The 14628-nt window shown below is 41.1% G+C and carries 11 protein-coding genes; 9 read left to right on the forward strand and 2 right to left on the reverse strand.

Features of this window, described 5'->3' with window-relative positions:
* From FCV43_RS18580 to FCV43_RS20515, 3 genes are all read left to right on the forward strand, one after another.
* A partial coding sequence (locus tag FCV43_RS18580; protein WP_136996007.1) for a site-specific integrase occupies positions 1 to 564 on the forward strand: 564 nt, incomplete at its 5' end.
* Positions 561 to 872 carry a hypothetical protein gene (locus tag FCV43_RS18585; protein ID WP_136996008.1) on the forward strand — a complete coding sequence of 104 codons (312 nt, stop codon included), beginning with the start codon at positions 561 to 563 and terminating at the stop codon, positions 870 to 872. The genes FCV43_RS18580 and FCV43_RS18585, both read left to right, overlap by 4 nt.
* Positions 873 to 948: 76 nt before the next feature.
* On the forward strand, positions 949 to 1359 hold the full coding sequence (locus FCV43_RS20515) for a YlcI/YnfO family protein (RefSeq protein WP_206380343.1): 411 nt from the start codon (positions 949 to 951) through the stop codon (positions 1357 to 1359).
* 9 nt (positions 1360 to 1368) lie between these two features.
* Here the strand turns inward: FCV43_RS20515 and FCV43_RS18595 are convergent, their stop codons facing one another.
* Positions 1369 to 1731, reverse strand: coding sequence for a hypothetical protein (locus FCV43_RS18595; protein ID WP_136996009.1), 363 nt, complete (start codon positions 1729 to 1731; stop codon positions 1369 to 1371).
* A 454-nt stretch (positions 1732 to 2185) separates the two neighbouring features.
* Here FCV43_RS18595 and FCV43_RS18600 point away from each other — a divergent pair, with 454 nt between their 5' ends.
* The 6 genes from FCV43_RS18600 to FCV43_RS20445 all read left to right on the forward strand — a co-directional run bounded on the left by FCV43_RS18600 (position 2186) and on the right by FCV43_RS20445 (position 14143).
* Positions 2186 to 6193, forward strand: coding sequence for a DNA polymerase (locus FCV43_RS18600; protein WP_136996010.1), 4008 nt, complete (start codon positions 2186 to 2188; stop codon positions 6191 to 6193).
* Between the two features lie 696 nt (positions 6194 to 6889).
* Complete coding sequence (locus FCV43_RS18605; RefSeq protein WP_136996011.1) at positions 6890 to 7843, forward strand: hypothetical protein; 954 nt, start codon at positions 6890 to 6892, stop codon at positions 7841 to 7843.
* 112 nt (positions 7844 to 7955) lie between these two features.
* Complete coding sequence (locus FCV43_RS18610) at positions 7956 to 8573, forward strand: hypothetical protein (protein WP_136996012.1); 618 nt, start codon at positions 7956 to 7958, stop codon at positions 8571 to 8573.
* A 180-nt stretch (positions 8574 to 8753) separates the two neighbouring features.
* Complete coding sequence (locus FCV43_RS18615) at positions 8754 to 12125, forward strand: DEAD/DEAH box helicase family protein (protein ID WP_136996013.1); 3372 nt, start codon at positions 8754 to 8756, stop codon at positions 12123 to 12125.
* Between the two features lie 135 nt (positions 12126 to 12260).
* Positions 12261 to 13799, forward strand: a complete 1539-nt coding sequence (locus tag FCV43_RS18620; protein WP_136996014.1) for a type I restriction-modification system subunit M — start codon at positions 12261 to 12263, stop codon at positions 13797 to 13799.
* Complete coding sequence (locus tag FCV43_RS20445; protein WP_170961694.1) at positions 13796 to 14143, forward strand: hypothetical protein; 348 nt, start codon at positions 13796 to 13798, stop codon at positions 14141 to 14143. The genes FCV43_RS18620 and FCV43_RS20445 overlap by 4 nt, the downstream gene beginning before the upstream one ends.
* Here the strand turns inward: FCV43_RS20445 and FCV43_RS20880 are convergent.
* Positions 14030 to 14599 (reverse strand): winged helix-turn-helix domain-containing protein, encoded by a 570-nt coding sequence (locus FCV43_RS20880; RefSeq protein WP_136996015.1) that lies wholly within the window; start codon positions 14597 to 14599, stop codon positions 14030 to 14032. The genes FCV43_RS20445 and FCV43_RS20880 overlap by 114 nt on opposite strands.
* Positions 14600 to 14628 lie beyond the last annotated feature (29 nt).

Raw genomic sequence — 14628 nt, forward strand, 5'->3', positions numbered from 1 at the left:
GAAGTGAATCATTTCTTGAGCGAAGTCCCTGATAATTTTCGCAGCTATTACATTACCCGATTTTTTACAGGTCTTCGTACAGGTGAAATTGATGGGTTGATGTGGGATGACGTTGATTTGACCAACAAAACCATCACTGTTCGTCAAAGCTTAGTTAGGGGGGAATTGTCGGGATTAAAAACGGAGGGCTCATACCGAGTGATCAACCTGACTGATAGTGTGGTTGAGGCTTTAAAGATACACAAAAAAACGGCTTATTTAAAAGACAAATATGTGTTTACCAATGCGAAACGTAAACCTCTGAATTATGCCGTCGTTTCACGGACCGTTTGGTATCCGACGCTTAAGAAAGCTAAATTGAGAAGCCGAAACCCTTATCAAACACGGCATACGTTCGCCACACTCTTGCTGGCCTCTGGAGAATCACCAGAATGGATTGCGAATCAAATGGGGCATACGACAACTACCATGCTGTTTCGAGTGTACTCCCGTTATGTTCCGAACCTGACAAGGCAAGATGGAAGTGCATTTGCCGCATTTTTGAATAATGGAGGACAGTTATGAAGTATTCACCATTAGCCATTCACTGCACCAGTCTGTGTTTTGATGTGATGCAGCGTTCATCATTTAAAACCTTAACTCATCGCGATATTGACGAGTTCAAAGAGGATGTCTATGCACTGATATGTGAGAGAGCCAAGCTCATGCCGACTAAGCAGCAAAGAGAGCACCAGTTTGCTTCCCACGTTGCAGATGGTGTGATTAGTGTGCTCCATCAATGTTTAAATAATCCGTCGGCTCGCGACTCAATTTGGATCCTCGCTGCACTTGAATCTCGTATCGACACGTCGATTAAAACCATCATCCATTAATGCCCCAACAAACAGTGCGTACAACCTATGGCTTTGTGCGCACACTTTCCCCGTCACTCATTCTAAGTGTGCGCCCATGCAAAAAATCATCATTATTTTGAATACAAACACCAATAGAAAGTCGATCAAGAAAAACATCCGGTTTGAACACGAACTTGTGGATGAGATAGAGGGCGTGAAGCCAGAAAGTGTTAGCTTTTCAAGTTGGGTGAAGCAAGCATGTCGCGAAAAAGTAGCCAATGAGACTATCGATGGTGATGTGTGCGCACAGCTTGAAAACGATGCGCGGCTAGATGTGCGCACACGAGCGAGTAACAATTCAAAATCCATTGATAGGATGAGTTCGTTTGAACTGATTAAGCGTTGGGATGAGAAGGGCTTATACCATCAACAAATTGCAGAAAAGTTGAATGAACTTGGGCGAGAGAGCCCAAATAGTAAAACATGGACTAGAGCGCTAGTGAGGCAGTTGCTTAGTGATTGTTAAGTAACTTACTTATTTGATGTCATTCTCTGCTATTTCAGTTTGTTCCTGAAGAAAGCGCTGTTTTAAAGTTAGTTGTTGTTCAAGTTCGGATTTTTGTCGATTTAACTCGCTCGTACTTTTCATTACAGTGGGCCTTTCTTCATTAGCTGCTTTATAAAAAAAATCAAGTTGTTCTGATGACATTTTCTGTAATGTTTCAGTGAGATCAATTTCAGCAATAATTAAGTCGATTTTAGCTTCAATTTCCCCAATTTCGACACGAGCAGAAGATGTTTGTTCTTGAACGTAACGAGCAGTACGAACCGTCTTTTTCATATCAGTGCTTATCTTCTCTACTTCCGAAAAGAAGGGACTAATTGCTTTAAATAACATATGTTACATCTAACTTTAAAGGGTGGCGTCCTTGTATTATTAAGCGCTTATGGCTTTGTAAAGGAACTATTGGCTTTGTTAAAAGTAAATTGATTATACAATGTTTTGCTCACCATTAAGTGGTTGTTTTTATGATAACTTTCTGATTTTACGCTTTTGTGCTGACCAATTTTAATTTTTGGTGATGTGCTATTTTTATTTTTTAATAGTGGTGCTGTACTTTATTGTTGGTGTAGAATGCACACTTCGTATCCATCTACATGATTTGAGATTGTGAGCAGTACAGTTGCTTCTTTATCGCTAACATTTACCTCAAGGATAGGAAGCGGTGAACTGGTAGCCATGGCGACTCAGCAATTAAACATAGATATTGGTTATCCTCACAGTAGAGCTTACGCTTTACTGAACTATTTCAATGACTTTCACTTAAGCAGCTTCAGAATAAGCAGAGTAAATGATGAAAAATATCCTGTCGGGTCCTCATTTTCTTGATTGGAATGACAAGTTCCATGTAACAACCTCGGTTGTATTTCAACGCACCAAAAACAATTCTGGCGTTAACTTTATTGTTGAAAATGGATTTAGCCGAATCTATTACCATGCGCCAACGATTAAAGATTTAAAGCCCGGCAGATATATAGTCTGCTTTACTCAATCAAAGCTGGTTTCCGACCGTAATGATGCGTTTGCCGTTATTTCTGAAGCGGATTTTAAACATAGTATTGTGAGTGAAGTCTGTTCACCGTCGCTCAACACTCAGCTTGTTAAATTTGTGAAACGTGATGCTAAGCTTATCAAGATGGCGGAGAGAGCCATTTGGGACAAGCTTGGTCAGATGATTACGGTCGATTCAGATAGTGATCGTCAAATTTTGCAGGTTTTATCTCACTGTCCAGTTCTAAATTTTCATGCTCCAATCATACTCGATCAACTAAATCGTGGTCAGATTCGTACATTAGAACTATTTGAAGAGAAGTTAATAAATACACAGTGGGATTATTTAGTACCTTCTGCTATTCGAGTTCGTGCAGCGAAGACATTGTTTGATAATTTCGATGATGTATCTGGTCAAGTCGAGATATGCATTAAGAAAGGTATTTTAACAGCTGAAATAAAGGCATTGGCTGGAAAGGCTGTTATTGCTGATCCTGCCTTAGCTAGCTCTTTCTCATTTCAAATACTCGGACAAATTTGTGCTGAGATGACATTTACCCCTAACAAGAAAGAGTTCGAACATTTAGTATCTGTTCTTGATCATCAGAGAGTGAAAATTGTCGCTCAATATTTGCCAGTAGAGTTGATTGCGGACTTTCCGAACTACGTCAGTTTGACTCGGCTACTTGATCTCCTCTCTTTGCCGGAAGTCAGTGATTCAGAATCGATTTTTCAGCATGTGTTTGCTCGTATTGAGTCTAATGACGTAGTGGTTAGTAAAGGCGATATTGCTTATCTCAATCGAATGCTGGAAAAAGAACATTTACAAGCCTTAGTTAACGCATACTTCAAAAATATAGATGAAGTAAAAGCAACGTTACTTTGTAAGTTGTCTAATAATAGTGATCTCTCGCCGCTACTTAAATCAGTAATTAGAACGCTATTGGTGAATTTTCAGAGTGAGTCGTCTCGCTGCTTTATTCAGGCTTGGCGAGCTGATTTGGCCGTTCAGCATTTAGATGAGCCTGTTCGTGAAGCTATTAGTCAAAATTACTCTGAGTTCTTGGGTAACTTTGCTGAAGGGCAAGAAGTACTGTGTGACGCGCTGCCTCTTGAACACTTGCCCCTCTACGCAAAATACGTAGCCGAGCCACATTTGAATGAATATTTGCAAGTTCATGGGGAAGTAAGTTCATTAGAAACGTTATCTCTGTTGCGAGTTAGTGCCGTCGAAAATAACTACTTTGAATCACAGCTTCTTATCTCTTTGTTTGAACAAAAACTCAGACAAGGAGGGGCGTCAGTTCAACGCATTGCCGCTTTGTTTGATGACTTTCAAAAAGGGTTGTTTGAGCACCATGCTAAGTCTCGAACCCGAATCGAACTTTCGATTGTTGCAGCCTGCCAATGGTTAAAGAAAGAACAGGTAATGTCTGGGTCCAGATTTAGCAAAAGGAGTGTGTGCGAAGGGAAGTTGTGGTTTGCGAAAGTAAAGGATGACAACGGCACAGTTACTGAAGAAAAAGAGCCTAAAGCCTTGTGCCGCCGAAACGACTGTACAATGTGTGTGTTTGATGGAATGGAAAATATAGATCCATTCAAAGGAAAACCAAATCAACGACAATATGTAAGTTTACCGCGAGAGCTTACGTTCACTGGAGCCCCTTTTTACAAAATGGTTCACCAGTTGTTTGGAATCACAGTAGAACATCTTCATCAACATGACGCTTTTGTACGTATGTTATCCGCAATTAATCGCTGGAATGAAATTCTTGAAAAGCTGATATGTCGACAGTGTGATAACCCATTGCAAATAGCAGAACATGCCAAAGGTTCAATCGGTCATTTGGCGGTGGGTACAACATATTGGCATTGTGGTTCAGAAACCTGTGCCTCTTATGGTGAGTCCGTAAAAATTTCTTATTGCATCGGCTGCCAAAAGTATATTGATAGTCGTGATGACCAAAAATCATGTACTCCTTATGAGCTCCGTTCATACAAAAAGTTTTATATCTGTAACGATTGCGGAAGCTGTTGTTCTAAACATAGTGGCTTTGCGGGGATTTGCCCTCACTGTGGAAGAGATGGTGCGTTTACTGACATTAATCAAAAAGGGAGAACGCGAGCGAAATGCAAGCATTGTAATGTAGTCACTAATATTGGTCATTTTGCGTATCAGGCATTACAGAAGCACAACGCGAGTGGAGGAGCATTTAGTTATATTCGCTCTCTTTCGAATTCACCTTGTCACTTGGCTGGTGTTGTCGCTGATGGTGCGGGTAACACGCACTGGTTGGTAGCAGATATGCCTTGGAAAAATCAGACTCTATATATTTTCGATCTCTATGAGAGTTTGAGAACTAAAAAAATTACTCGTCAAATATTATCTAAATATAACGAAGTTTATGATTTAAAAGTGATTGAAAAACTGGCGTTGTTAGGACTTAATCACTCTCGATATGGGGTTCAAAAATCTAAACCGACCCTGGAGCAACTATTCGAAGAGAGTATTGGAGAAGGAAGCTTTCAAAGAAATCAAAAAGCAATTTTTGACCTCGTTCGACGTTATTTCCAAACACTTCAAGATATGGATGTGTGGTCACATTACAACAATATCGAGCATAAGTTTACAACAGCGTTACATGCTCTCAGTGAGCAAGGTTTGAACATCCGCGAGCCCGATCTGAAAGAAGAGTTAGCGAACCTTGAGCGTTCGAGAAACAAACATGTACAGAAGTTAAGTGTCCTTAAGGTTTTTGATATTGATAAGCAAAGCGTAATCAACTATCTAACAGATAAGTTTACGCTGAACGAGGCTGAGTTACTTATTAGTCAACTAGAGAGGCATGGAGCAAAGCCTCTTCGTAGTAGTGACTATAGCTTCGAGCATCTTCATGGTATTGAAAAAACAGAGCGTGCAGCCCGTATTGTGCAAAAGCTTTTAGCTTTGTCTAGAAATGTAAAGCCGCATTACCAAATTGTAGGAACATCCACATCTCGTTGTACATCGCGTTCACCTAACTTGATGAATCTCCCTAAAGATAGCCGTCATATTTTGAAAGCGGGTCATGGTAATAGCATCATTGAGTGTGATTACAAACAGATGGAAATCGGTGTGCTGGCTGCACTAAGTGGTGACCAACAGCTTATATCCGATTTTAATACTGGTGATGTGTATGAGAAATTCGGCATCGCACTAGCTATCACTCGTGAGCAAGGTAAAATGATTTTGTTGGGGCTAATTTATGGTATGAGTGCATCAACAATCGCCACTCAACTTGGGGTGACTAAAGTGATTGCGGAAGGCTATATTAGCTGTTTCTTTGCTCGATACCCTGATGTAAGAAGATACCAGAATGAATTGGTGGCTCAAGGTACACATCAAGGATATGTTACATCGTGTACTGGCTTACGTCGTAGCGTTAACGGACAAGTTGTGAAGAATTCATCAATTCTCAATTGGGAGCAGAATTGGTTTAAAAATTTTCCAATACAAGCATCGGCAGCTTCCGTGTTTAAGTTATCGATTATAGAACTAGCGCGAGAGTTACGTGGTGAGCAATTTAAACTTCTTGTACCTCACTATGATGCGATTGTTTTTGAAGTGCCTGAGGTTCAAGCGAATCATTATATCCCACAAGTTAAAGCCGCTATGTACAGAGCGATGAAAAAGCAGTTTCCTGTGTTAGACCCACAAATTGAGATTAAAAGTTGTGGAAAAGCGTGGGGTAAAGAACCCGAGAATGTTGTTATTAATAACCAAACAGAAGTTTTTTCAATGTTTGATAGTGATGATATCCCATTTTAATTCGTATCTGAACAGATAATAATATAGTGAATAATCACGAATTACCTGTAATGTCTATTTATAACGTGACAGGATTAAATCAATGCCAGTAATACATAGACTGCAAGGGTTAAAGTATATTGCGGTTAACTATCGAAGGGAGATCGTCTGTTACAGCTGAGCTGATCAAAAATTATGGAGCACAGTGCGTGTTTATTACAAAACCCCCATTAGTGGTCGACTACCAGGTTCAGTGGAAGAAAAATTGGCGGAACAGTAGGCTGCTATTTTCAAGCTGATTGTCTTGAGGAATTAAAAAAGTTTGCAATAAAACTCTTTACTCGGAGATACAAACTAAAGCTAGAGTTTCCAATTTTATTCGATATTGTCCATGCTGCCACAATCGAGATACATCACTCTGAAACGAAAGCATTTAAAGTAACCTGTGTTAATTCGGACTGTAACACTGAATGGTTCTTTGACTTAGAACCGATGATATATTTTTCAGTAAATAACGTAATTGAAAACTCTGGGCGTTTTGGATTCGTATTGCACCTTTAGCCATACAATTACAACGTACCAAAACCATATTGAATTAAAAGTGTTTTGGTGACTTTGTATGTTTATTGCGTATTTTAGTAAGCTTACAAACCGCTACAGCCTAACAATCTCACCTAAGATGCTTCTCACCAACGAATAAACGAGAGGCATCCCATCATGTGCAAACAATCTAGCTACAGCAAATATCAAAAACGTGTAATCAAGTTTCTTAATGACCTGTTAGGTACTGAAACACCATTTAGCTACGAAAGAACACAAACTAACCATTTAAAAGTGTTAATTGATGGAGTACCAAAGCCTATCTTTACTGGTTCTACGCCATCAGATTGCAAGTCAATCAATAACTTTATGGCGGAAGTAAAGCGAGAGATCAGAGCAAGCAAGCAAGAATCTTCAGAACCTGAGCAAAAGGTGAAACCACGTCTACCTTTCCAATTGTCGAACAACAAGCTAATTCAAGGTTGTGTTAAGTCATTACGAACGCGAGTAGAAACCCTGACATCTCAAGAAGAAGGACTGGTGTTAGAACACAAGAATGTAGAAGGAATCAATCCAGCGCGTGTCGAGACTGTTAAGCATACTGTTGCTCTTGCATTGCAAACCCGTAAGTCGGGTGTTTACCTTAAACGTAAAGAAATGAAGGAAATTGAGGATACGGTAATGCGTCACCTTAACTTTATGCTTCCAACCGCTGCGTATTACGCAGAGCTGCTAGATAGCAAAAACAAATACCAACCCAAAAGCATTGTTCCGTTACCAGTTGAAACAGTGATGAATGGAGAGGATATTGAAGAGTTTCGCTCTACCAATGTGGTTAAGATTGATGAAAAAGCACAGCCATATGATACAAGCCTTAACAACACACCTGAGACCATGAGCATGCGAACTCAGTCAAGCAAAGACTCTGCGGGCGAGTTAATGGCAATATCTACAAATAATCGAGTCAGTTTGTTACGCAACCTATCTAAAGCCCAGGCGCTTAACTTGATTGATGATATCAACCAAGCGTTGTCATTAAATCGAGAACAAGACATCGAAGCTGTTGTAAATTTGATACGAGATAAAAACCTGCCATTAGAAGCAATTATATCTCGTCTTGAAGCGGCTTAGTTTATCTTTGGTACAGTAGTGTAGTAATTGCACCACAGATCACCGAAATCGTTGTTAGCATCTGCTATAAGATATGAGTTTTTTGTAAGTATCTAAATTTAAAGGATTAATTATGAGACAAGGAATTTGTATTCCGATCGGTTTTTATTGTCAGTACAGAGGTAGGAAATACAAAGAGGTCAATTTGTATTTCTCTCATGTACCTATCAAGTTGGTAGAGGACATGAATATATTGCACCCTGACAAAACAAAAGACACCGATGTACAACACCTAAAAAATAGATTACAGCAAAATTATGACTTTCTATTGCCCTACAAGGTCCACCCTGTCGGTGGGTTTGAGATAAAAGCAGGTAAAAAGTACTCGATAGGCAGCATTGACGGTAACCCAACAACAGCTACTTTTTTTAGTAAAATAGCGTTGATGCCATGTATGAAAAATAATGTTCAAACAATGATTGAGTTATTAGAAGAGCCTCCATTTTATATAGGTAAAAGGGAAGATTCTTTTTATCTTTATATCAAGGGTAGTCATGGAGGTTATGTTGAAATACCACAGCAGAAGCAAGCAATTGCGACCTGGGATGATGTAGCGCATTCGCAAATAACTTTCAATAAAGGCGGGTGCCCAGAAAAATATGAAGACATTGATTGGCAAACGTTGTTAGATGAACTTCATGTGTATGAAGACTCTACGTTAGAGAACGGTATGTTTCTTACGCCTATATAGAAGAGAGATATACATTGTCGGTAAAGGTGAAAGAACAAAACTCTATGAGTGTTCAATATTATTCTCCATTAAGTTCATCGATTGAAGCTCAGACACATCTTAATTGCATACCAGATCATCGAAATAGTTACTGATATTTGGTATAAGGTATGCAATTCTAATTTGGAGTAGTACAAGCGTATGACGACATCTTTAAACTTCGAACTCATTCGTGAACATAACGAAAAACTGGCAAATTTAGGGCACTTAGCTGAACAGATCTTACATTTAGATCCTGGCAGTTCCATAACGCGATTGCGTGGCTTTGCCGAAGAAGTGACCAAAGAGATTTATGCCATTGATGGTTTAGCAAGGCTTCCGCAAGCAAGCTTTATGGAACTGCTGAAGAACGATGCTTTTATTGATGTCACTGAATCGCGCCTTCGAGATCAGCTTCATTTCTTGCGAGTAGAAGGAAATGACACGGCACATGGTGGTGACGGTTCTACGCGTAAAGCTTATGCCGCACTGGGTACAGCTCACTCTTTATCTCAATACCTTGCGATTAACTATTACGGCTTTCAAGTATCCGATCTCAAGGAGCTTGTATACCCAGAGGCACCTACCTCAAACTCTCTAACGCAAAAGCAACTTGATAAAGTTATTGAAGAGAACGGACAGAAGCAACAAGCACTGTTTGATGAATTAGAGCGCGAGCGCCAGAAGCGACAAGCAGCAGAAAGTCAGGTCGAGCTAACGGCTGAACAACTGAAGCAAGCAAAAGCACTGGCGAAATCGCGTAGTCAACAAACGGCGAACAGCCTTCAATGGGATGAAAATAAAACTCGCCAGTTGTTAATTGATACATTACTGGCTCAGGCGGGTTGGGATATTAACGATCCAGAAAAAGTAGGCATTGAAGTTGAAGTCGAGCACCAACCGACAAACTCGGGAGTAGGGTATGTCGATTATGTTCTTTGGGACGACGACGGCACGCCACTTGCCGTCGTCGAAGCGAAACGTTCGCGTGAACATATGCAAAAAGGCAGAGAGCAAGCTCGCTATTATGCTGAGGGTCTAGCAAAGCAACATAACTGTCCAGAGCCGATTGTGTTTTATACCAATGGCTATGAGATTTGCATTTGGGATACCAAGCAATACAACACCTATCGTCAGGTGTTTGGCTTCTATTCCAAAGATAGCCTGAAGTTTTTGCAATACCAGCATTTACATAAAGATCCAAACTTAGAACAACTCAACCCTAGCGCTGACATCGCAGGTCGACCTTATCAGATTGAGGCGATCAAATCGGTGACCAATCAATTCCAAAATCAGCGCCGTAAGGCATTGATTGTTCAAGCAACAGGAACGGGTAAAACTCGTGTATCCATTGCATTAGTTGAGTTACTACTTCGTTCTCGCTGGGTTAAGCGCGTACTATTCTTGTGTGACCGTAAGGAACTGCGCCGTCAAGCCGATGGAGCGTTTAAAGACTTTTTACCAAGTGAACCGCGTTGTGTCATCGGAGAGAAAAACCAAGTCGACCAGTCAGCTCGTGTATTCGTTTCGACTTACCCAGGTATGATGAACCGATTCTCACAATTGGATGTAGGCTTCTTTGATTTGATCATTGCCGATGAATCACACCGGAGTATCTATAACCGCTATCGTGACATTTTCGACTACTTTGATGCAATGCAGGTCGGTTTAACTGCAACACCAGTGAAGTTCATTGCTCGTAACACTTATGACTTGTTTGGCTGTGAAAATGGCGACCCAACCTTTAACTTCGACCTAGCAGAAGCTATCTCGCATGAGCCACGTTTCCTCAACCCATTCAGAGTAAAAGAGTTCACTACCGAGTTCTTACGTGATGGTATCCACTACAGCAAACTCACTCCAGAACAACAGGCGCAGCTTGAAGAAGATCTCGGAGAAGAAGAGGCGCAAAATACCACCATTAAAGGTAAAGACATTGGCAGGAAGATTTTCAGTGTCGAAACCGACAGCGCCATCCTAGAGAACTTGATGGAAAATGGCATTAAAGATGCCACTAAGTCGCTAGTGGGGAAAACCATCATCTTTGCGCAAAACCAAGCGCATGCTGAACAACTTGAGAAACTCTTCTGTGAAGATCTGTATCCACAATACGGCAGTAAAGTCTGTAAGGTGATCCACAATGCCGTCGATCGACCAGAAGCTCGAATTGACGAGTTTAAAAAGCCAGATAACGATTTCCGCATCGCCATTTCCGTCGACATGATGGATACCGGTATCGATGTACCAGAAGTGGTCAACCTTGTGTTTGCTCGCCCTGTGAAATCTTGGGTGAAGTTCTGGCAGATGATTGGGCGTGGTACAAGGCTTTGTCCAGATCTGTTTGGCCCAAATAAAGACAAAGAAGAGTTCTTGATTTTCGACCACTATGGCAACTTTGAATATTTTGAAGAAGAGTATGTAGAAGCAGACACTGGCGTTAGCCGTTCACTGCTGCAAACCGTCTTTGAAGCACGCTTACAACTTGCCGATGAAGCGCAAAAGCGTGCCGACGTTAAAGCCTTTGAGCTTGCTTGTGCGCAGATGAAAGCGGATATTTGTGACCTACCAGAAGGCGCAATCGCCGTTCGCCGAGAGTTGAGAAACGTAAAACAACTCCAAGAAACTGACCAGTTACTTCAAATGAATGGCTCCACTAGACATCTACTGGAAACCACAATTGCACCGCTCATGGGAAATCGCACATTAAAAGATAAAGACGCCTCAATGCTGGATCGCTTAACCTCGCAGATCCAAAGCGCGCAGTTATCAGGCAGTAGTGACATCGAGAACCTAAAAGCAGACTACATCTCTCGTTTACAAAACCTTGCGGTGACCATTACAGAAGTGCGTAAACAAGGCGATGAAATCGCAAGAGTGCAAACCCAGAAATACTGGCAAGACATTACACTAGAGCAGCTTGAGAACACACGTACCAAACTGCGGGGGATCATGAAATTCAAAAAGAAAGAACTGTCTCCCTATGAGAATATTCAAACAACCACAGCTCAAGATGGCGAGGTTCGTGAAAGTGACCGTATGGTGGTTATCGGTGATGAAACAGAAGCTATGGTTTATCGTAAGCGATTGAAAGACATTCTCGATAAAATGCTCGCTGATAATCCAGTATTACAGAAGATTCATAACAACCAAGCCGTGACAGAAGATGAGCTAAAATCGCTGGCTTCAACCATTTTAACGCAGCACCCCGGTGTTGATGCGAATGCCTTGAACGCATTTTACGGCAGAACGTCACAAGAACTGAGCCAAACGTTGGTCCAGTTGGTAGGCTTAGACGCCGACCTAGTCAATCAACGCTTTACCGATTTCATTCAAAACAACCAACTTAGCTACAAGCAAGTGCAGTTTTTGAATCAATTGAAACGCTTTATTTGTCAGAACGGGCGTATCAAAGTCGCAGATTTATACGAGGGGCCGTTTGAGCGCCTAACCGATGGCGAAGGCTTAGATATCTTCACTGATACAAAAGCGGACGAGCTTGAAGCGTTAATGCAGCCATTTTTGATGCCACATTAACCAAACGGTCATTTAAAACATCGAAAAGGGAGTTTGTAAGGTTACGAACTCCCTTAATCATTATAAAATCTCATAATCTATACCTCTTAACTTTGTTGTTTGCAAAGTTAACAGTCACTAAAAGAAGAGTGCATTATGCTAACTGGTCAATTACGTAACGATATCGATGGTCTGTGGGAAAAATTTTGGACGGGTGGGGTAACCAACCCGTTGGTGGTGATTGAACAGATCAGTTACTTAATGTTCTCTCGTATGTTAGATATGCAAGAAACTACGGCAGAGAAAAAGGCTAAACGTACAGGTAAACCGTTTAATCGCCAGTTTCCGGAAACGCCTGAAGGTCAGTTACTACGTTGGCAAAACTTCAAAAACATGTCGGGTGCAGAACTGCTTCCTCACCTGCGTAACAACGTATTTCCTCACTTTTCTGATATCGAGCTAAACGGTTCAGACATTGCGCAGTTTATGGCTGATGCCGATGTGGAGATCCGCAGTGAATCGGTACTGCTATCTGCTGTTGAGATGGTTGATAAGCTTCCGCTCGAGCAGAGTGATGTTAAAGGTGATATCTACGAATATCTACTGAGTAAGCTCTCTTCTGCTGGCATTAACGGACAATTCCGTACGCCTCGTCATATCATCGATATGATGGTTGAAATGCTGGATGTGCAACCAACAGATGTGATTTGTGACCCTGCGTGTGGTACAGCGGGCTTCCTTTCTCGCACGATGGAATACCTAACGCGTACTCATACTAACCCAGAAAGCATTTACCAGGATGAAGACGGCAACAACGTGTACACCGGTGACATGCTACACGAATACCAAGACCACATTAATAATAAAATGTTCTGGGGTTTTGACTTCGACACCACCATGCTACGCGTTTCGGCAATGAATATGCTGCTACACGGTGTAAGCTCTGCCAACATCACATACCAAGACAGCTTGAACAAAAACTTCTCTGGCAAAGCTCAAGAAGAGAATTTCTTCGACAAAATTCTAGCTAACCCACCGTTTAAAGGCAGCCTAGATGAGCAGTCGGTAAATCCACAAGTGCTTTCAATGGTGAAAACTAAGAAAACCGAGCTGCTATTCGTGGCGTTAATCTTGCGCATGCTTAAGCTTGGTGGCCGCAGCGCAACCATCGTGCCTGATGGTGTCTTGTTTGGCAGTTCAAAGGCGCATAAAGACTTACGTCAAGAGCTGATTGACAATAACCAACTAGAAGCCATGATTTCGCTACCAAGTGGTGTATTTAAGCCGTACGCTGGGGTATCGACTGGTATTCTTATCTTCACCAAAGGCGGTAGCACCGACAATGTCATGTTCTATGACATGCAGGCAGACGGCTACTCACTGGATGATAAGCGTAACCCAATCAAAGATAATGATATTCCAGAAGCTCTGGCAAAGTGGAAGCGTTACAGCGAGCTATACCAAGCCAACGACATAGAAGCGCTAACTACCGAGTTTGGCGACAAAACCCAAAAAGCCTTTATGGTTTCAGCTGAAGACATCAAAGCGCAAAAGTACGACCTTTCTATTAACCGCTACAAAGAAGTGGTTTACGAGGAAGAGGTGTACGAAGATCCTAAGGTGATTCTTGGTAAGCTGAAAACACTTGAGAATGAGATTCTGGCTGACCTAAATGAGTTGGAGGGGATGTTATGAGTGTAACTACTCGTCCATTAAAAAACCTTCTTTTAAAGGTTGATAAGTGGAATCCCGTTAAAGATGGTGGTGAGGAGTTAATTCATTACATTGACTTGAGCTCTGTTGATAAAGATTCTAAGAAAGTTGTATTTAGTGAAGTTCAGGAGGTAGTGGCTAGTTCTGCACCTAGTCGTGCAAGACAGTTAGTTTCTGAAAGTGACATACTGGTTGCTACGGTTCGTCCAAATCTAAATGGAGTTGCAAAAGTTCCTATGATTGTCTTGGGCGATGGCCTCGACCAACAGCCTACTTGCTCGATCATTTTTCTTAACTTGGAAGCTGTTACTCTTTATGGTAAATGATTCTAACCTTACAGTTTTAGTACTGTTAGAAGGTACAAACAAAAAATAGAAAAATATGATATTTAGGAGGAATAGAGAAGTAGAGCAGATTACGGCTGACCAATTTATTGAAGATGATATTATCACATTGTGCATATCTATGGCCTCATCTGTTACAAATTTAACATTGTTTGGCATTAAGGCATAACCTAATTTAGGTATGGTTCTTATGATAATTTGTTCTCGAGCGCAGTCACTTAATGAGAGCCTTAACTTCTTTATTGCTTGCGTGATACTGGCTTCGGAAACAATTTTGTTTGGCCAAATGTATGCAAAGATTTCAGTTTTGGTCACAATCTTATTCTGATGAATAAGTAATAGGGTAAGCAGTTTACTTTCGGTATTGTCGAGCCTGCAATATTCATTGGTATGCAGGTTGTGTAATTGTATATCTGCTTTAAAATCAAATACCCACATTCTTATCCCTAGGATTATTTTATTATCAA

This window comes from Vibrio genomosp. F6, from assembly GCF_005146325.1.
Classification (GTDB): domain Bacteria; phylum Pseudomonadota; class Gammaproteobacteria; order Enterobacterales; family Vibrionaceae; genus Vibrio; species Vibrio cortegadensis.